The organism is Bacillus sp. FSL K6-0138, from assembly GCF_037982765.1.
Lineage (GTDB): Bacteria > Bacillota > Bacilli > Bacillales > Bacillaceae > Bacillus > Bacillus glycinifermentans.
On record NZ_CP150286.1, the window covers coordinates 2,724,714 to 2,744,898 of the forward strand.

Here is a 20,185-nt window from a genome sequence, read left to right on the forward strand (position 1 = left end):
GGTGGTTCAATATGATTTTATTATTTATTATAGGTATTCCTATTGTATTAGCTTTGGTTTGGGCTTTCGTCTCAGATGGTAAATTAATTGATCATCAAAAATTACGTAAAAACACAATGGAGAATATAAAAGACGATAATTATTCAAGAGTATTCACTTCGAGTGAATATGCGTCAAAAATATTCTTTGATGAAAAAAAGAAAAAATTTAAAATCGCGAATATTTCTTTAGAGGATTTAAACGCCAAAAATGTCTCCCCTACTATAAAGGAATATTCGTTTGATGACATTGCAGATGTAGAGATAGTTATTGATAATAAAACATTAACAAAGGTATCTAAAAGCGAAGCCGCCTTAGGTGCAACTATTGGTGGTGCTGTTGGCGGTGGTGTCGGAGCTATCATAGGTGGAGGTACAGCTTCGAGTTCAGCACAAGAATTTGTAAAATCCATACATCTCAGAATTACGGTTGAAGACTACGATAATCCATATTATGATATTGCATTTTTTAGTGGAGTTTTTTATGACCCCGATTTAAAAACAGCGCACAAAAAAAGCTCTCCAGAAGTACAAAAAGCAATAAAAGAAATTGACACATGGTTTAGATATTTTAAATTGGCCATGCGTGATGCTGCAAAAGTCGCTCATTAAATTGGGCGACTTTTTTTAATTATTCAATCGTTCCTCTAATGCATGAATCCTTCTTTCAAGCTCAGAGAACTTCTTGTCGTTGTATCTATGGTCACTTTCGATGTTCTTATTGATTAGTTTAAGCATGGACATGATTTCTTCAGGCTCATTTTCCTCTATGCGCGCTAATGTTTTATCGATTGTATCTAAACGCTCATTTACGCTTTTAAAGCCTTCCCTCATTTCCTTTTGCATTTCATGAATAGCTTGCAAAACTTGATTATCCATTCCATTCACTTCTTTCTATTGAGTATATCATCATTGTAACAGTTTTTGTTTAATCTTGTCCCCCTGTTGATCGATTTTTAGAAGAAATCATGTCTGTCAATTTGACAGGTAAAAATGCGATCTTGAAGGTTGTTCTATCAATTGTATGTCATTTGAAATGATACACTTACAACCATTTTATGACCAATGAAAAAGTTGATGTCATTTTAAATGACGGCAGTTATTGAAGAAGACAAGTCCACTATCGGTTAAACCGACAGTGGATGAAAAATCAGAAATTCAGTTTGTATGCAAGAACACCACCTTGCGTTTAACGCAAAGTGGATATTGTTAGGTTTAAACTATCCCCTTTCTCTTCTGTTCAAGATAAACATTCCTAGGGAAGAAAATTGTGGTATACTGTAGGCATATTGTTTGATGAGGGTGGTTTGGTGTGTTTACTGCGTTTTTGATTATTTCTGGCTTTATTATTTTCTTTTTAATTGGTTTTATAGGAATGAACAAACAAAAGGAAGAAGAAAACCAAATTTTAAATTTGCTCGAATCTGCAGGTAATTATCCATCTGATTATAAATTTTATATTACTCCTGATAAAGATATGAAGCTTACTCTTATTGAAACAGAGGAGAAATTCGTTGCACATCGATTACACAAAGATCAATCTTTGGAGGAAATTGTAATCCCATTTAATAAAATTATTGAAGCGGAAGTGACAGTTGACGATAATTCTGTTTCAAAAGTTTCTAGAGGGAGTCAGTTGGCTGGAGCAATGGTCGGTGGAGCTGTAGCTGGTGGTGTTGGCGCTGTAATTGGTGGATTATCTTCAGACAAAGTTGAAACAAAACGCTTTCGAAAAATTGCACTTAAAATAAAAATAGATGATTTCAAATCCCCCATTTTCAAAATTGATTTCTTGCCAAGTAAAACCGATATGGGCTTAGAGAATGTTACTGGATTTAAACAAGATGATCCTAAAGTAAAAGAGGCTCTATCAAACGTTGAAATATGGCAAAGCGTTTTTGAAATAGCTATAAGGAAAGCAAGTTAAGTCGCTCATAAAATGGGCGACTTATTTTTTGCTTTCTTTTATGGCTTTTTCGATCATAAATAAAATTTCATTGTTTATACTTCTCTTATTTTCATCAGCTATTTTAGTTAATTGTTGATGAAGGCTTTCAGGAATTCTCAAGGATATTCTTTTAATCTCTTCTGGCATAGCGGCCTCCCAGATATTATTTGTGATATCAGTATATTAACACGCTGGATGAAATTTATAAAGAGGTTGACAAAATCGAAAATAAGCATCATAATGGCATCATAATGATTTATAAAGGAGTGGTTATGATGCCAAATCATAGAGTTTTCGGGGAAATTCTTTTAACGGTTTCCCGCCCCACTGGATTAACCTCATTAGATTTAGCCATTTTAGATTCATACTACGCCATATCCGATGATCGAGTTGGTTTGACTGAGTTGACTCTGCTGCACAAGAATGGAAAAGCTTTAGGGACAGTCAAAGTACATAATGTAAACATTTCTTGGGACGGATTTTTAGCAGGAGGCTCTTATGAATGATTATTGAGGAACAAAAAGTTATAGTAAAGTGGAATAATGCAAACAGAAGGCACTACGTTTTAAAGGGATATAAATTCACAAAAAACGGAGATGAATTTGAAGTTGCTCTTGACGATTTAACTAAAAGCAGTAAGTCTGAAGTTCTTCTCTCTTGCGATTTTTGTGAAAGTAAGATGTATAGGGATTATGATCGCGCTAATCGACAGAAAAATCACTTTTGTAGCCTTAGCTGTAGTAGTAAGTTTTATGCTAATAAACAAAAGGCTGAACGAATCAAAAAGCAATGTGAGTATTGTAAAAAAGTATATGCTGTGCCAAAACATTTGGAGAAAATCAGCAGATTCTGTGATAAACATTGTCTCGCAAATTGGCAAAAGAGCGCATTTAAAGGTGAAAATAGTGCAGTTTATGTTAAAAGAGTAAATATAAATTGTGATTGGTGTAATAAGACTATAAATAGAACTCCCTCCTATTTGTCTCAAAGAAAATATAACTTTTGTAATATTAATTGCAAAAGAAATTGGCACAAAGAAATTCTTGTTAAATCTGAAGAGTTTATAAAAATTAATAGAGAAAACATGTTAAACAATCTTTCGACTGGAAAAATTAGTTTTACAAATTCAAAGCCGCAGGTAATTATTAATGAATTGTTGACTGCAAAAAAGATAAGGTTTACCAATGAAAAAAAGTTCGGCGAATATGCTTTAGACGTTTATCTTGACGATCACGATCTGTTAATCGAGGTAAACGGTGGGTTCTTTCATGTAGATAATCGTTTTTATGATGAAATAAAATACAATATGCAACTGAATAGAATTAAAATGGATAAGAAGAAGAAAACATATTTAAAGAATTATCACAACAAAAATGTTCTTTATTTATGGGAATACGACATCATTACAAACTTGGAATTATGTAATGAGTTAATTGATCTGTTCATTAGCAAAAAAGGTATATTAGAAAATTATCATAGTTTTAATTATGATAACGAAGCAACTCTATCAATAACCAAAAAACCTATTATTCCATATATGGAATGGGATAAAAACGATTTAGCAGCTATAACAGATCTTTCTGTTAGAGAAAAAATTAATAGATACCAACCTTCAAAGCATGTCAACTTTAATTGTGATTACTGTGGTAAAGAATCTGTTCAATATTTATACCACTATAAGAACAAGGGCAATCATTTTTGCTCTGCAAATTGCAGTAAACTTTATAAACAAAGAAATAATTTATGTTATCAATGTAAAAACTGCGGCAAAGATGTTAGTTTGCCTAAGTATAGAGCCAAACTTTTAAAAAGTGGAAAGGTCAAAAACGTATTCTGCTCAAGGTCTTGCAGTTCTTCATGGAATCAAAATAATAGACTGAAGGATACCTCGATTCAAAAAGAGTGTTTATATTGCAATAAAAAATACAAAGTCTCAAAATATAGAGAGCAAGCTTCTAAATATTGTTCAATGAAATGCAGCAGAGAATCAAAGAAAAATAAAATTAAAACCACCTGTGGTGTTTGTAATAGAGAACTTTTCGTAGTTCCATCAAAAATCTCAAGTAGCAAGAGTGGACTTGTTTTTTGTAGCAATAAATGCGTTGGTATTTTCAATAAACATTCCAAGAGTCAAAAAGTCAAAAAAACTTGTAAAATATGCAATAATGTTTATTTCCTTAGACCTTCTCTTGCTAGGAAAAGCGTCACTTGCTCAAAAAAGTGTCAAAGCATTTGGCAATCTCAATATTTGACAGGAAAGAACGCTAATCGTTATAAAAATAAATGATTCTTAAATTGGGGATGAACAAAATGAAAAAATACGTTAATCATTTGACATTGACTATAGCCGCTTGCCACACAACACTTGGAAACTCTGAAGATGAAGCTAAACGATTTACCGAGTATGATTTATTGGAGTTTGGTGAATTTGAAGAACTTAAAGAAATAACATTAACCAATTTTGATGGTGATAAGATTACTCTCCGAGCCTTTAATATGGGGCTTGAAATTGAAGACACGGAAGAGATTGATGAAGACGATACAACACTATACATAAAACAATGACTGTATTTTATTCTGACTCTGCTTGAATGCAGAGTTTTTTATTTGTGTCCACCTCTCCCCCACTCTCCGCTTTGAAAGGATGTGATTATTAATTGAGTCAACAGTTGAAAATTGTAGTGACCCCCGTTGCCGATACTTCCGCTCAATCAGTCGAGCAAATTAACAAGCAGCTTAAAACGCTACAATCAAAGTTAAACTCCCTTCAGCTCAAAACAAACATTGATGCTTCCGCATTAAAAACCCTCAAGGAATTTTCTTCTGCAGTTGAAACATATCAAAAAAATCTTAAGAATTACAATCAGACAGTCAAAGAAACACAAACAGTTATTAAGAATGCTGACGGAACGACTGAAAAGATAATCCAGCAACACAAGAAGAATGGTGAAATACTTCAACGAGAAATTAAGACAATTGATAATCGTAATCAAAAGATTCGCCAAGAAACTCAAGAAACAGCAAAATTAACCTCTGAAATTCAAAAGCTCGGCCAAGCTCAAAAGATAATTGAACGTCAAAATGCTCAAGGTGTAAAAACAGGATCAACTCAGAAAAATCGTGATAATTTCAAGGATATTACCTATAACCTTGATCAAAATGGTAATGTAAAAAACACTACTACTGTAACTAATCTTGACCAACAAAGAAAAGCAATTGAACAGCTTCGAGCAAGTTTACAAAAACTTAGAGAGCAAGGACAACTTTCAGAAGTCACCCTCTCCTCTCTTGGTCGAAGAATAAATTTAGCTCAATCAGGTGAGCAGATCGAATCCCTAAGAGCTAAATTAAAGCTGCTTGATGACAAGTCTTCTGCCGTTGCAAAGACTAAAGAGCTTGAGCGACAGCTTGAGCTTTATAGAAGACAAGCCCAGGTAAACACTCAAAATTTACAAAATAGATATGGTAACTCATTAAGTAATGCAAGCAATCAGCAGATTCAACAGTATTTGAATTCAGTTAATCAGCTAACTGCAAGAACTCCCAATTTGAGAAATCAGATGGCTAGTCTTAATATGCAATTCAGAGAAATGTCATCCAATATTGCTGCTACAACACGACAGACGATGAGTTTCGGTGAACAACTACAAGTCGCAATGTCCCGCGTACCTGTGTGGATGGCATCCATGACACTTTTTTACATGCCATTAAGACTTATTCAAGATCTTACCAGTCAGGTGGTAGAACTCGACACTCAAATGACTGGATTAAGGCGTGTTATGGATTTACCTGATTATAAATTTAATGATCTTCTTCAGAAGTCAATTGATTTAAGTGATGAACTAGCTAACAAGACGCAAGACGTTCTCACAATTATGAATGAATTTGGGCGGATGGGCTATAAAGGTGATGAGTTATTAGATTTAACCAAAACAGCTCAAATGATGGAAAACATTAGTGAGCTACAACCTGAAGATACTGTTAAAGCCCTCACTTCAGCGATGGTTAACTTCGGAATACAATCGAAAGACAGCATAAAAATAGCCGATGCGTTAAATGAGATTGACAATAACTTCCAAACAAGCACATTAGATCTCGCTCAATCCATGAGAAAATCTGCTGCCTCCGCAAAAGTATATGGCGTAAGTATGGAACAACTACTGGGATTAAGTTTAGTCCTCCTTTATAGCAATATAAAGGTAATAAACCTCTCTAATTGCTGGGAAATCCTTATGGGACAATCAGCAGCGAAGCCTCTTTCGAGGAACGTTCAACGACTATTCCATTGGCGGCGAAATTCCGCAACAGAAGTAGGGCGCAAGCTATTGGCGCGGGTGAAAACCCCTTAAATCGAAACGGGAGGTGCCCCATGTGGGTCATGATATAGTCTCAACTTATAGGTAACTATAAGCAGTAAAAACGCATGTAATGTAGCGAATTACATGGAAGAAACTGACACAACAGCCATACAATCGGCCACGAAAGAAAGTGGAAATATTGTCGGTAAAATGGTTGCCGACGTTAAATCTCTTCTAATTGACTTGGAACTCCTAACGTTAAGTCGAGGACAACAAGGGGCAAGCGTAATGGTAGCCTGAACGACTGAGTGAAGAGACACAGAAATGTGAAGCGACAGTCTGAACTCTATGGAAACATAGAGAGTAAGGTTGAAGTGCCTTACCGCCATTTTATATGGTCAGTAACCTATTGGTGAAAGTAACAGAATTGAACGCATTAAAAACAATTTTCGCGAGAATTCAAACGAATGGAGCTGCAATAAAAAGCCTTGAAAGCATAGGTATTGCTGTAAAAGATGTAGGCGGAGAAGCTAGACCTGTATCTAAAATTCTTGAGGAACTTCATCAAAAATGGGACGATCTAAGTCAGGCACAGAAACAGCAAATCGGAGTTTCTACAGCGGGCATGTTTCAAAATACAAGGTTCCTCGGTTTGATGGAAAATTTTAACACTGCGATTTCAGCGACATCAAGTGCTACCCATAGTCAGAATAGCGCCCTACGCGAGCAAGAACGCTACTCCGAGAGCCTAGAAGGTCGTCTTAATAGATTGTCTGCTGCATGGACAGGACTTGCTGCTGTATCAGGACAAGCGTTTCTGTCTGATGGAATAATTGCTTTTGCTGAAACATTAAAAGATATTGTTCAAGTCGGAGCAAATGTTACTAAGACTATTGGTTTTTTGCCAACCTTATTTGCGACAGCATCTACAGCAGTGCTCCTGTTCAATAGCAATCTAAGGTCAACCATGATTCTTGCTGGATCAAATATGGGAACTGCGTTAAAGTCCCTTATAGCTAATTTTAGTTTGCTTAATGTGGCTTCAACTGGAGCTGCCGCAGGACAGAGAATGCTTGCAGTAGCCACTAATATAACTTCTGTTGCTATTTCTACATTAGGAAAAGTAACCAGAACTACGATGGCTTTCATGGCTGGTGCAGCACTTCCTATCGCTGGTTTTATGGCTGTAGCATTTGTTATTGAAAAACTTGTATCCGCATACTCGGAAGCAAAACAGAAACAAGAAGAATTTGAACAGAACCAGCAAAAGAATATTGATGCTTTAACAAAAAATAAAAACACCACCGAAGAATTAATTAAGAAATATAAAAAATTAGATGAAACAAAGCGGAAAGGCGGTCTAACAACTGATCAAGAACAAGAGTATTTAAATGTTCAAACTCAGTTAGCTGATGTCCTCCCTGCCCTAGTACAGAGAATAGATCAGAACGGACAAGCTCATCTAGTTTCCGCTTCTCGTGTAGACAAAGAACGTGAAGCAGTTGAAAAATTAATTGAAGCCAAAAAAGAAGAGCAAAGAACGAAAGCTCCTGAAACTGCACAGCAATCAATTGATGAAATTAAGGACAAGAAACGTCAAATCCAAGACATTGAAAGTGAAATCGAAGAGTTAAAACACGGAGTTCAAAATGCTTTTTTCTCTGCTGATCCAACTAAAAATGACAATGATTCAATAATTGCGGAGAAAAAGGTTGAAATTAGATCTTTAGAGCAACAGGTATCAAATTCATCATTTAAAATGAAAGATGATATTATGTCTGTTGTATCCGCATTTAATAACGTAGACATAAGCAATACTCTTTCTAACTATGTGAAGAACCTTGTTGATTCTCTTGATTTTTCAAAAGCAAATGCTGATGACATCGTGGCATTTGAAAGTGCCTTAGCCAAACTTCAAGATCGGATGCAAACTGCTTTGGACAAGTCTGATAGCAATGCATTCAATAACGCTCAAGAAGATCTCAATTCTCTTCTTAAAACATATGAATCATCTGATGAGAAAATTGATGTCTTTTCAATGAGCTACGATGAAGCAAAAAAAACAATTAAAGATGGGGACAGCAATCTAAAAACGGCAACTGCCACCTATGATGAATTTGGTGATGCTGTTGAAGGATCGACGGAAAATGTTGAAGAATTAAGTCAAAAACTCAAAGATGCTAAAGGTGATTTAGAAGCAACCTTAAACATTATTGAAGAGTTGATCGACTCCAAACAAAGTGATTATGCAGCGTCTACGCTTCAACAAGAGGGTTATGATGAAGTAGCTGATAAAGTTTCTATTTACAATGACCTTCTTGAAAAAATGGCTGAAGGAAAAAATATATCGGCCGCTGAAGCAATGAAACTTATTCAAAAAGAAAAAAGTTTGAGTAAGGCAATAAAAGTAGAAAATGGCATGGTTCATATTAACCGCCAAGCTGTAATAAAAAGCAGAGATGAATTCATAAAAGCTTATAAAGACAAAATAAATGCCGTCAAGCAATTAATATTAGCTCAAGCTAATGAATTCACATCTATGATGTCTAAAGATGGGTCTGATGATCCGCTTAAAGTTAATTCTTTAAAAGAGGCTAAGGAACAACTTGCTGAATTTAAAAAATCATATGAGGAAGCCCTAAAAAACATAAATCACGGTGGCATTCAACATATAAGTGGAGCAAAGGAAAACTACGAAAATTACAAGAAATTTGTAGATAGCCTTGAAAACATTGAAAAGATTTCTGAAATCACTTCTACTTCTCTAGATGAAGTCGGAACCTCTCTCGAAACATACTCAGACGAACAAGAAAAAGCATCTTCTGAAACTGAGAAATCCAAATACGTCGTTGATAAATATAAAGAAGCGCTTGAAAAAGTAAACGCGGAAATTGAAAAATTCAACAAGCAAACCAACGACTATCCTAAATGGTCTCAGAAATATCGCGATGCAATCAATAAGGAAATCAAAGCATTAGAACGTAAGAAAAAACTAATGCAAGATCAGATCAAACTGCTTAAACAGCAAATCAAATCTGGTTATATTCCACAAACAGGACTTGTTACTTCTTCTTCCTCTTCTGGATCATCGGCTGGTTCTTATTATTCTGGTGGTTCATATTCAGGTAAGTATTCTTCTTACATCAATGCTGCAGCAAGTAAATACGGTGTAGATCCAGCACTAATTGCCGCGATTATTAAACAGGAATCAAACTTCAATTCAAAAGCTCGCTCCACCGTAGGTGCTATGGGCTTGATGCAACTTATGCCTAGTACTGCTAAGAGCCTTGGTGTAAACAATGCATATGATCCTTATCAAAACATCATGGGCGGTACAAAATATATCGCTCAAATGCTCAATAAGTTTGGCGGCAACATCGAAAAAGCGTTGGCTGCTTATAATGCGGGGCCAGGAAACGTTATTAAATATGGTGGCGTCCCTCCTTTCAAAGAAACACAAAATTACGTTAAGATCATTCTTTCTAACTACAATAAGAGCTTATCTACTGCGACATCAAAAATTGCTAATTACTACACCAGCGCGAATGGATTTAGAGTAAGCTCAAAGTTTGGCCAAAAAGAAAGTGGTCTCCGCTCCTCCCCTCACAAAGGGTTAGACCTAGCAGCTAAAGCTGGAACTCCTGTTAAAGCATTAAGAGCTGGTAAAGTCATTACCGCTGCCTATTCTAAAACAGCAGGTAACTGGGTTGTCATTCAACAAGATGATGGAACAGTTGCAAAATATATGCACATGCAGAAAGGTCTTAAAGTTAAAAAAGGAGATACTGTATCTGCTGGTCAAACAATAGGTAAAGTCGGAAGCACTGGGCATTCAACAGGAAATCACCTTCATTTACAGATTGAACAGAACGGAAAACCAATCGATCCAGAAAACTACATGAAAGGTTTGACGTCTGACCTATCTCAATCTGAAGCTGAAAGACAACAGGCTATTGCTCAAGCAAAGTCTGATTTAATCGGCTTACAAGGCGATTTAGATTCTGTAAACGATCAAATTCAAGAGCTCCAATATGAATTAGTTCAATCTAAGCTCGATGAATTTGATAAACGCAAATCAGATTTAGAAGTTAAGATTGCTAAAAACGAATCCTTAGCTAAACGCTACCTCACTGACAGCAAAGAGTTCCGTAAATACACTAACGAGCAAAAGAAAGCTGTTGATGAGCAGCGGAAAATTCAACAGGAAAAGCTCAATTGGATTAACAAAGAGCTTAAAACAAACAAAAAGCTCAACTATGCTCAACGTGATCAGCTTAGAGAAGAACTGAAACAGGCCAAATTAGATTTAATCTCCCTTGAGGATCAAGTCAGAGAGCTACAAGGTCAGCTTGTTCAATCTAAAGTTGATCAAGTACTTAACAACATCGAGAAATCAGTCAAGAAAACTGAGGGTAAGCTTAAAGATGTTGATATCAAGATTCAGATGACTGAGGATGACAATCAAAAAGTCAAGTACTACAGTCAGCAAGTAAAATTGATTCAACAGCAACAAGCTGAAGCCAAAAAGTACATCAAACAGCTTGAGGAACAGAAAAAGGCAGCTAAAGGTTTCCCTGATATCCAGAAACAAATCACAGAGGAAATTGAAAACTGGAAAGATAAACAAAAGGACTACAACCTTGAGCTTTATAACACCAAGAAGTCCATTAAGGATATTTACAAATCACTTGCAGATGAAGTCGTTTCTATTTATAAAGAAATGTACGAAAAGATGCGTGATATTGAACTTGAAGCCCATCGAAAAGCAACACAAAACATCATTGATGAAATTGACAAAGAAGACGATGAAGCCAAGTTCCAGAAGTCCCTTAAAGAGAAACAGGAATCCATTCAGGAAACAAAAGATCAAATCAATAAGCTGTCTTTAGATGATTCTGATGAAGCCAAAGCAAAATTAAAGGATTTGGATAAACAGCTTCAGGAACAAGAACAAGACCTTGAAGAGTTTCTGAAAGATCGTGAAAACACGAAACGAAAGGAAGCACTCCAAGATCAGCTTGAAAAAGATGAAGAATCAATCAACAAAAAGTATGATGACCTTGTTAATGATGATCGAGCCTTTAAGGAACTTGAGAAAAAACTTTTGGATGGTAAGATAACCGATATTGCTAAACAGCTTAATGAATTCACTAAGTTCATCAACAGCAACATGGATTCCATCGGTAAGAGCATTTCAAACAACCTTATCGATAAACTTAAAGAAGCTTCCAATGCTTTAAATGTCGTGATTGCCGGAAATAAAACTGGCAAGAAGGTTTCCTCTTTTGATGTTGGTGGATATACCGGAAAATGGGGAAGCTCAGGAAAGCTTGCTATGCTTCATGAGCAAGAGCTTGTATTGAACAAATCTGATACAAGCAATGTCCTGAAAATTGTTGAGCTGACAAGAAACATTTTCGGGGATATTCCAACAAAAGCTACGCTCCCTTCCCCTTCTACTGCACCTAATCAAACGACAAGCAATCAAACGATCAATATTAACTTTAACGTGGATAAAATGACTGGTTCTAAGGATGATGCGGAGAAATTCTTAGGAACTGTATATAACGCTTTATCCGCTAGAGGAGTATTCTAAGAGTCGGCAAAATTGTCGGCTCTTTCTTTGTATGAAAGGATGTGAGAAACATCAGTGATTAGAGAGAGCCGTTACTTTTTCTTCGGAGATAGAAAATCAACAGATATGGGGATTGAAAATGTCAATACTGAAGGCGGTTTAGTTGAAGAAACATTTCTAGCTACCTCTTCAATAAACGAGACATCCATAAAAGGAAATGACACTCCCTTTTATGAAGGGAAAAAACGCGATCCTAAACAATTCAACCTTAATTTTTATATTGTAGATTACTGGAATGATAAAAGACTCGCTGACATTAAACGATGGCTGGATGTTGATACATACCAGCCTTTATCTTTCAGTGAAAACTTAGACATCGTTTATTATGCTATGCCTGTTGATACAAATGATTTAGTTCATAACGCAAGCAAAGAGGGCTATGTCAGGTTAACAATGCGATGCGATTCCCCTTATGCCTACAGTAGATCGATAACCACTCCATTGTACGATGCTTCTAAGGAAGACATTACAATTGAAATCAACAATAAAGGTGAATGCACCATTGTCCCATCGTTTAAAATTCAAAAGATTGGTAAAGGCGATGTTCAAATTGAAAATCTAAGTAACTTCTCCTCCCCTTCTAAGTTTATTGATCTTGAGGATGGAGAAATCATTGCAGTTACAGGTGAAAAAGAGATTGTAGATTCATCAAAATATGGAGACGAACGATACGACAATTTCAATGAAGAGTATCTTCAACTCGGTTATGGAATGAACCGAATTAGAGTGACAGGCAGATGTAAAATTCTTTTCAACTATAGATTCAAATATCGTTAGGAGGTGTCGGTACTGTTTCAAGAGGTATCAAGATCATTCAATTTATTAAAGCCCAAACTTTCCCTAGCCAAAGCAAATAAAAAGAAAATCGCCAACCTGGTTGATGTCTCAAACGTTAATTTGACTATAAAGTTAGGCGAAATTAATGAGCTTTCCTTCACTGTGCCTTTGAAAATTGAGATAGACAAACAATGGGTAAAGAACCCCCATCTCAAGAGATTGAAGCTCCGAAGGCTGGTGAAATTGTCTGCTTATAATTTCAAGGATGAATGGTTTATCATCAAAACTAAGCAAAAATCAGGGGCAGAGAATGAATCAGTTACATTTACCTGTATGTCTTTAGCTCATCAATTAAGCTACCGGAAAGTCAGAAGGTACGAAGTCACTTCCTATAACATGAAACAGGTAACTGATGATTGTTTTGCAAATACGAACTGGAAAGCCGGATATATCAATCCACTATTCAATGAAAAATTCAGGAGTTTTGATATCACATCTTCAACCAAGTTAGATTTCCTAATGAAAATTTGTGAAACGTTTGAAGCTGTTCCTGTGTTTGACACTATAGAAAAAAAGGTTCATTTCTATACTGAAGATGAAGCGTCAAAATATAAAGGAATGAGAATTAAGTACGGCCAATACTTAGACACCATTGAAGACACTGAGGAGCTTGAAGAAGTTTGCACCAGGCTTTATGTGACTGGTAAAGATGATCTTTCAATTAACGCGGCCAATCCAACCGGACAAGCATACATTGAAGATTTTACGTACTACCTCTACCCTTTTGAACGAGACAAGGATCGAAACGTAATATCCCATAGCTATGAGATGAGTGATGAATTATGTCATGCCATTCTTGACTTTAATGAGTTCATCGATTCTCAAACAGAAACGTTCTCCTCCCTTCTTGCTCGACAAACTGAAGAAGAAAAGAAATTGGCCAAATTGAAAGCTCAAAAGACGCAGCTTGATTTAGAGCTTCAAGTTATTTTGGATAAGATTGTAGTCGCAACTGAAGCGAAAGATCCCACTGCTGAATTGATTAAAGAAAGAAATGCGAAAGAAGCAGAGATTGCTGCTAAAAAGAATGAAATCAAAAACAGGGAGAATTTGATTGCCGATATTCAAAACAAAATTACACTTTTAAAGGGAAAATTAACCCTTGAAAGTCATCTTAGCAATGAACTCAAAGAAGAGTTGGCTGAGTTTATCAATGAGCAAGAATGGTCAAATGACAACCTATATGATGAAACTGACCTTTATGAAGCTGGTCTGGAGGAAATGAAGAAACGAAATACCCCACCAGTCAATATCACAATGAGCATCGTAAACTTCTTTGGCATCATAAGTGAACATCAAAACTGGAATCGGCTTTCTATTGGGGATATTATTCGAGTTCAACACGACCGTTTAGGCATCGATGTTAAAACAAAAGTAATTGAAATGAGTTTTGATTTTGAATCTAATAAGATCAATTTGACTATTTCAAACTCAAAACGTGTTGAGACTGTAAAAGAGAAAATGGTTAAGCTCGTTTATACCATAAATCACATCGACAATGATTATGGTGTTAGAAAAATTGATTGGATGAAGACTGCGGAAAACTTCAACATCAGGAATGATCGAATTTCTACTCCTGTCGCAGCCCCTACGGTTAAATCAGATGGGACAGCGATCTCTCATGAATACAACGATAATGGATCGGTTGATATTGTTTTGAAATGGGAGTATCCAGAATCTGATGAAGATCAGTACAACATAGATGGATTTGAAGTATATCTCTATTCCAGCGAATCCTCTGACGAATATGTTTTCGGTTCTAAAATGAGCCATGAGGAATTGGTCAACGTCAAATATGATAAGCGTTCCTATAAATTCACGGGATTAGCATCAAATAAATACTACACATTAGGTGTTAGAGCCTACCGTAGGGTTGATGCAGATATTGAAAGAGCAGGAATTATTCTTTCAGATATTGCTCAATCGAAACATGCTTCTGAAAACCCCTACCTCCCTTCTGCTATTGCTGAGGTCAAAGGGAGAGTGAATGGATTAATTCAAGCAGTTTCTGAGGTAAGACCAGAAAATCCGGATGTAAACACTGTTTGGATTAATCCCAAAACGAATAAACAGGAACTTTACGACGGTGAAAAGTGGATTGAGCAATCCGTTACATCCGCTGAATCTTTGAATGGATACACTGCTGAAGTTGCATCAACTCCTAATACAATAGCTGTTCGAGATGAAACAGGAACAATTAATGCTTCAATTACAGGAAGTGCAACTCAACTCGGCGGTTATGATTCATCTGCGTATGTTCTTAAGTCTGATCTCCCCTCTTCTCCTCAATACGCAACAGGAGAGTACATCGGTGACGGAAAGCAAAGCAGATCAATTAGTTTAAACTTCATTCCTACTTTGGTCAAGATTTATTCTACTTCCCCTACTGATTCAACACTTATCATTCAAAACAGTTTAGGTGGCTACTCAATTCAAAATGGAGAAGCAGGTTCCTACCTTAAAGGCGGCGATAAAACATACGGGTCAATGAATTTGAATTATTTTATTACCGGCTCAGACATCAACACACGCGGAAATAAGCTGAACGTTAAATATATTTGGGAAGCATTCAAACAAAATTAATACGGAGGTGATCATTTGGAAGATACTGCAAAACTTTATAATGATCCTATTCTTTCTAAGAAGAGAAAAGGATCGATTGATGATCCTTACCAGCTTTACAATGAAACACAGGTGGTTTATAACGGAAAAGCTCAATTAACCGAAGTCCCCAACAGAGAAATGAGAGTTGAAGTCACTGGGGACGACAAAGTGTGGAAAGAAGTTGAAGACGGTGAGTTACAAGACGACTACTTTAGGGTTGATTACCTTAATGGAGTTGTCTATTTTAATGCCTCAAATGAAGGGAAATCTCTTCAATTCAAATACAGCGGCGAAGGTGCTTATTACTTCCCAGGCTCACGTATTTGGACAAAACGCGACGGAAATGAAGTTGTTGAAACACTCGACTCATTGACTGAAAGAACACGAAAAGCGACAGAAGAATGCGAAGAAGCAACTGAGGAATCAAGAGAAGTTACAAAATGGACTAAGTATGCTACTTCAGATTATGAAGATGTGGTGGCTAACACAAGGAAGATATACCTCCCTAAAGTTTATACATACACAGATATCATGACTACATATCCAAACCCTCAAATCGGATGGACAGTTGTAACCGAGGACACACACATTGAATGGAGATGGGATGGGTTTGATTGGATCGATATAGGTGTGTCAGATGCCTATGATGGATTCAATGTAATCGTCAGTGAAGTCCCTCCTAACAATGTTAATCACTTATGGCTCCAAGCACCTGTCTCTCCATTTGCAGCAAGAATCAAAAAATCAGAGACTGCTCCCCTTACCAATCAAATATGGCTCAAGATCGAATAGCAATTCAGGAGGTATATAATGAATTATTTAAAATATTATGATCCACTCTTGGAAAAGTGGGTCTCTATTGAACTTGAAGCAATAAGCTCAGACGGGGAAAGATGGACAGCCCCAATGATTACAGAAAAATTTAAAGAAGTATTAGGCAATATCGGCGACGTTAAACAAGATATCATCAATGTCAAAATTGAATTTCAAAAAGAAATCACCAATGTTTCGGATAAGATCAGCAACGTCGAAAAGATTATTGGTGATGTATCAAAGTTTAAGGTTATTGGTGACACCCTAGTTGATAAAATCATTAATGAATTCAATATGAGAAGTGTTAATGTTAAAGATTTTGGAGCAAAAGGAGACGGAGTAACTGACGATACCGCTGCGTTTGAGAAAGCTATAGGAAGTGGATTTTCAAGTATTTACGTTCCTGATGGCACATACATGGTCAAAGGAGTTAAACTTCCCTCTTTCACAAAACTTTATGGCAATGGTATGAAGTCAGTGATCAAACTTCATCCTGATACCCCTCCTACTACACATGTCATTACAAACAAAGATTATACAAATGGTAACTCATATATCCAGATCGAAAATCTGCTTGTTGATTGGAATTTAAATAAAAAAGACAACAAGATTGGATCGGGGCCAAATGCAAGCTGCGTAAACATCACTAACAGTCAATTTGTTTGGATTAATAAAGTTCACGCAAAAGATGCTGGTCTTCATGGTTTTGATGTCACCTCTCCAAAGTACAACTCTTCCTCAGATGGTGCTGAATACTATCAGCCTAAAGGTTCCAAGTACGTTTGGATCGACAATTGTACAGCTTGGAACTTCGGGGATGACGGGTTCACAACTCACTTTTCTGACTACATTTTCTTTTCAAATTGTTATTCATATGATGGAAATGGTTCGGCTCACCGTGCTGGAGGCAGTAACACAAATGGTTTTGAGATCGATGATGGTTCTAAACATGCATGGCTTATGAACTGTCATAGTAGAAAAAATTGCAGAGGTTTTGAAGTAAAAGCGCACGCTTTAGCACCTGCAGCCCAAGATGTTCATTTTGTAAATTGTTCCTCTGAGAATGATATTCGAGGCTTTGACTTCAGACATATTGGATTCCACCGCTCTTCAGATCCAGTTTCAAAAAGTGCTTTTAATGTTAGTGCTACAAATTGTAGAGTTCTTAACCCTATTTTCAACAGCTTGTATGAAGGACTGTCCCCTAGAGCCTTGGTAATCTCCGCATTTCGCAATGTAAATATAAACAACTTCACAGCAATTGGAGATCCCTCTTATGACTACAAAGGAAATCCTGCAATTGCAACTCAATTTAAATCTAGAAACATTAATTTAAACAATATTTCCGTTTCTGGCTTCAAGACGGCTGAAGCAGACATTTACGTGATCGGAGGAAGTCAAAAATCTGACAACGTAAATATAAGCAATATCAATTCCTTTGAATCAGCGAGAGTCGGTGTAAGAATCGGCAGCAAAACAGAGAATGTAAAATTAACCAATGCAAGCTTAATCGGGTATGGTCGGAAAGATAGTGTTGGTGTTTATTGCTCGAATTCTCAAGCTTACATATTTGGAGTCACTGCTGAAAAGTATGGCAAAGCTTCAACAATCGCTGGCTATGATTACTCATATGTTCCAAACAACTTTAAAGGTGGGACAAGAGCTGCCACTACTTCTGGACATGTTAAAACATCGACGGGTTTTATCGCCGCTTCTTCAGGTACGCCAGAAGTTACTGGAGAAGCATCTGCAGCTATTGGAACAACTGGAGGAGCAAAGGCTAAAGGAGTTCGAACAGGGGTTTATTCTTCATCTGGCGGAAGCTCTGTTGATGGTTCCCGTAGCACAGTCATGTCTTCGAATGATTCCCATATTGAAGGTGAAAATGTCTCTAGAACCATTCTGTCTTCTGGTGGGGTTAAGCTCGGAGCAAATGATCGCTATATGGTTGTTGGCGGATATGGAGAAACCCCTTCACGTTCAAATATAAAGTGGATGCTTAACTCTATGAATGGAGACATCTCCGCCACAGGGAAGATCAATGGTGGAGCAACATTCAGTGACTACGCGGAGTATTTTGAAAGCCTTGATGGCAAAAGCATACCTTCTGGAACCATCGTTACCCTTGAAAAAAATAAAATAAGACCTGCTCAAAAATCTGAATTTATGCTCGGCGTTATATCTGAAACAGCAGGAACTGTACTTGGAAGCGCTGAGGTTTATTGGAAAGATCGCTATTTAAAAAATGAGTTTGGCGGTCTTATTTATGAAGATGTTCTTGATGAAAAAACAGGTGAATACGTCAAAATGCCTGTTGAAAACCCTGAATGGAAGTCAAAAAAAGATTATATCCCGAGAGAACAAAGACCTGAATGGAATATCGTAGGTCTTGTTGGACAAGTTTATATTCGCATAGATGAAACTGTTGAAGTTGGAGATTGCATTGAAGCAAATAACGGAATAGCTACAAAATCAGAGAACTCCACTTGGAGAGTTATGGAGATTACAAAACCATACTCTAAAAAAGATGGATACGGTGTCGCAATTTGCTTTATAAGATAAACCTTGATTGGAGGTTCAGATGAATACATTAAGCTTCTACAACAAAAAGAAAGACAAGTGGGAAGACATCTATACAACTGGTGTAAGTGATGGGAAAACTGTCATTACCGTAAAAGAATTACTGGAGTTACTTGAGAGAACAAAAACGTTAGAAGATGAAATTGCAAAACTGAAAAAGTCTTAAAGGAGGTGATTATTTTCTAAATAAAACTTAGATTTTATTCAAAGTACATATTAGCAAAACAGAGAAAACAAGAGCATACGTGAGAATGAGAGAGATTGGGAACCCCCCAGTCTCTTTTTTAATGCTCAAAAACAATTAGGAGTGATTTAATTTGGTTAAAGTTGTGAAAAATTTCGTTAAAGTAAACAAATTTACTCGTCCTGGTATTAAATTGTCTGGCGTGAAAGGAATTGTGATGCACTATACAGCTACTCCAGGAGCTAGTGCGCTAAATGAACGAAATTATTTTAATGGTACTTGTATCGCTGATCAACGTTATGCATCTGCTCATTATTTCGTAGACCGAAACGAAGCACAATACATTATCCCTGAAAACGAAATGGCTTATCATGCACACGATCAAAATCGATGCTATGTGAGCTTCCTTAAACCCAATGCTAACCAAACAGCAATTGGTGTTGAAATGTGTGTAGAGAAAAACGGTACAATTCATGATGAGACTGTGCAGAATGCTGCCGAATTGGTGGCTGATCTTTGCAAAAGATTCAAATTATCTACAGAAAAAATCGTCCGCCACTATGATGTAACGAACAAGAACTGTCCTGCTCCTTGGGTAAGTGACTCAAGCAAACTTACCGCATTCCGTAAAAAAGTTGATAGCCTACTTGGGAATAAGACAGTTTCTAATTCTACGGCACCTTCAAGTACGAAAAGCTCTTCTTCCTCTTCTGCTGCTAGTGGTTCCCTGAAATCAAAAGTTAACGGACTTCGCTTTTATTCTAAACCTTCATGGGAAGACAAAGATGTTGTTGGCACGGTGAATAAAGGCTATGGTTTCCCTACTGTTGTTGAAAAAGTGAAAGTAGGAAGTGCTTATCAGTACAAGGTTAAAAACTCTAAAGGAGCAACATATTACATCACTGCTTCAGACAAATATGTTGAAGTTTCAGGTAATGTGAAAACTGCCTCCTCCCCTTCGAAATCAACGACAACAAAATCTAGCGCTGGTTCTTCTTCCATTAAATCTGTAGGAAAAATTAAAATTGTTGGAGTGTCAAATGCTGCAATTGTAATGGACAAACCTGACCGTAATAACTCCAAGAATATCGGTACAGTTAAACTTGGCAGTAAGATCGATATTTCTGGATCAGTGAAAGGCAAAAATAACCCTAAAGGCTATTGGGAAGTCATTTACAATGGCAAACGTGGTTACGTTTCAGGTCAGTTTGGAACAAGAATCTAACTGATCTTTAATTATCTTTAAGG

General features: G+C 36.6%; 15 protein-coding genes. 13 read left to right on the top strand and 2 right to left on the bottom strand.

Features of this window, described 5'->3' with window-relative positions; all coding sequences use genetic code 11:
• The first annotated feature begins 11 nt into the window (after positions 1 to 11).
• A complete protein-coding gene (locus MHB78_RS14590; protein WP_052948574.1) occupies positions 12 to 650 on the top strand; it encodes a hypothetical protein in 639 nt (212 codons plus the stop codon).
• Between the two features lie 15 nt (positions 651 to 665).
• Here MHB78_RS14590 and MHB78_RS14595 read toward each other — a convergent pair whose 3' ends face one another.
• Entirely contained in the window at positions 666 to 917 is a 252-nt protein-coding gene (locus MHB78_RS14595; protein WP_048354014.1) for a DUF3734 domain-containing protein, read from the bottom strand.
• Between the two features lie 433 nt (positions 918 to 1,350).
• Between MHB78_RS14595 and MHB78_RS14600 the strand changes: the two genes are divergently transcribed.
• Complete coding sequence (locus tag MHB78_RS14600; protein WP_231947449.1) at positions 1,351 to 1,965, top strand: hypothetical protein; 615 nt, start codon at positions 1,351 to 1,353, stop codon at positions 1,963 to 1,965.
• 21 nt (positions 1,966 to 1,986) lie between these two features.
• Here MHB78_RS14600 and MHB78_RS14605 read toward each other — a convergent pair whose 3' ends face one another.
• Complete coding sequence (locus MHB78_RS14605; protein ID WP_082094169.1) at positions 1,987 to 2,133, bottom strand: Arc family DNA-binding protein; 147 nt, start codon at positions 2,131 to 2,133, stop codon at positions 1,987 to 1,989.
• Between the two features lie 128 nt (positions 2,134 to 2,261).
• Between MHB78_RS14605 and MHB78_RS14610 the strand changes: the two genes are divergently transcribed.
• The 11 genes from MHB78_RS14610 to MHB78_RS14660 all read left to right on the top strand — a co-directional run bounded on the left by MHB78_RS14610 (position 2,262) and on the right by MHB78_RS14660 (position 20,162).
• Complete coding sequence (locus MHB78_RS14610; protein ID WP_046132704.1) at positions 2,262 to 2,492, top strand: hypothetical protein; 231 nt, start codon at positions 2,262 to 2,264, stop codon at positions 2,490 to 2,492.
• Positions 2,489 to 4,273, top strand: a complete 1,785-nt coding sequence (locus tag MHB78_RS14615) for a hypothetical protein (protein ID WP_046132705.1) — start codon at positions 2,489 to 2,491, stop codon at positions 4,271 to 4,273. Before MHB78_RS14610 ends, MHB78_RS14615 begins: the two co-directional genes overlap by 4 nt.
• Before the next feature lie 23 nt (positions 4,274 to 4,296).
• Complete coding sequence (locus MHB78_RS14620; RefSeq protein ID WP_046132751.1) at positions 4,297 to 4,551, top strand: hypothetical protein; 255 nt, start codon at positions 4,297 to 4,299, stop codon at positions 4,549 to 4,551.
• Positions 4,552 to 4,643: 92 nt separating this feature from the next.
• Positions 4,644 to 6,335, top strand: a complete 1,692-nt coding sequence (locus tag MHB78_RS14625) for a phage tail tape measure protein (RefSeq protein WP_231947448.1) — start codon at positions 4,644 to 4,646, stop codon at positions 6,333 to 6,335.
• Positions 6,336 to 6,711: 376 nt separating this feature from the next.
• A complete protein-coding gene (locus MHB78_RS14630; protein WP_231947447.1) occupies positions 6,712 to 11,880 on the top strand; it encodes a phage tail tape measure protein in 5,169 nt (1,722 codons plus the stop codon).
• A 54-nt stretch (positions 11,881 to 11,934) separates the two neighbouring features.
• Entirely contained in the window at positions 11,935 to 12,696 is a 762-nt protein-coding gene (locus tag MHB78_RS14635; protein WP_046132707.1) for a distal tail protein Dit, read from the top strand.
• Between the two features lie 3 nt (positions 12,697 to 12,699).
• Positions 12,700 to 15,339 carry a phage tail spike protein gene (locus MHB78_RS14640; RefSeq protein ID WP_128748091.1) on the top strand — a complete coding sequence of 880 codons (2,640 nt, stop codon included), beginning with the start codon at positions 12,700 to 12,702 and terminating at the stop codon, positions 15,337 to 15,339.
• 15 nt (positions 15,340 to 15,354) lie between these two features.
• Positions 15,355 to 16,152: a hypothetical protein gene (locus MHB78_RS14645; protein ID WP_046132709.1), complete on the top strand. Its 798-nt coding sequence runs from the start codon at positions 15,355 to 15,357 to the stop codon at positions 16,150 to 16,152.
• An 18-nt stretch (positions 16,153 to 16,170) separates the two neighbouring features.
• Positions 16,171 to 18,735 (top strand): peptidase G2 autoproteolytic cleavage domain-containing protein, encoded by a 2,565-nt coding sequence (locus tag MHB78_RS14650; protein WP_046132710.1) that lies wholly within the window; start codon positions 16,171 to 16,173, stop codon positions 18,733 to 18,735.
• Between the two features lie 19 nt (positions 18,736 to 18,754).
• Positions 18,755 to 18,919 (top strand): hypothetical protein, encoded by a 165-nt coding sequence (locus MHB78_RS14655; RefSeq protein ID WP_176463767.1) that lies wholly within the window; start codon positions 18,755 to 18,757, stop codon positions 18,917 to 18,919.
• Between the two features lie 151 nt (positions 18,920 to 19,070).
• Positions 19,071 to 20,162, top strand: a complete 1,092-nt coding sequence (locus MHB78_RS14660) for an N-acetylmuramoyl-L-alanine amidase (RefSeq protein WP_046132711.1) — start codon at positions 19,071 to 19,073, stop codon at positions 20,160 to 20,162.
• Positions 20,163 to 20,185 lie beyond the last annotated feature (23 nt).

Coding starts and splice junctions, on each gene's coding strand:
- MHB78_RS14590 (WP_052948574.1), top strand. CDS start 12: ATGATTTTATTATTTATTATAGGTATTCCTATTGTATTAGCTTTGGTT.
- MHB78_RS14595 (WP_048354014.1), bottom strand. CDS start 917: ATGGATAATCAAGTTTTGCAAGCTATTCATGAAATGCAAAAGGAAATG.
- MHB78_RS14605 (WP_082094169.1), bottom strand. CDS start 2,133: ATGCCAGAAGAGATTAAAAGAATATCCTTGAGAATTCCTGAAAGCCTT.
- MHB78_RS14610 (WP_046132704.1), top strand. CDS start 2,262: ATGCCAAATCATAGAGTTTTCGGGGAAATTCTTTTAACGGTTTCCCGC.
- MHB78_RS14615 (WP_046132705.1), top strand. CDS start 2,489: ATGATTATTGAGGAACAAAAAGTTATAGTAAAGTGGAATAATGCAAAC.
- MHB78_RS14620 (WP_046132751.1), top strand. CDS start 4,297: ATGAAAAAATACGTTAATCATTTGACATTGACTATAGCCGCTTGCCAC.
- MHB78_RS14650 (WP_046132710.1), top strand. CDS start 16,171: ATGAATTATTTAAAATATTATGATCCACTCTTGGAAAAGTGGGTCTCT.
- MHB78_RS14655 (WP_176463767.1), top strand. CDS start 18,755: ATGAATACATTAAGCTTCTACAACAAAAAGAAAGACAAGTGGGAAGAC.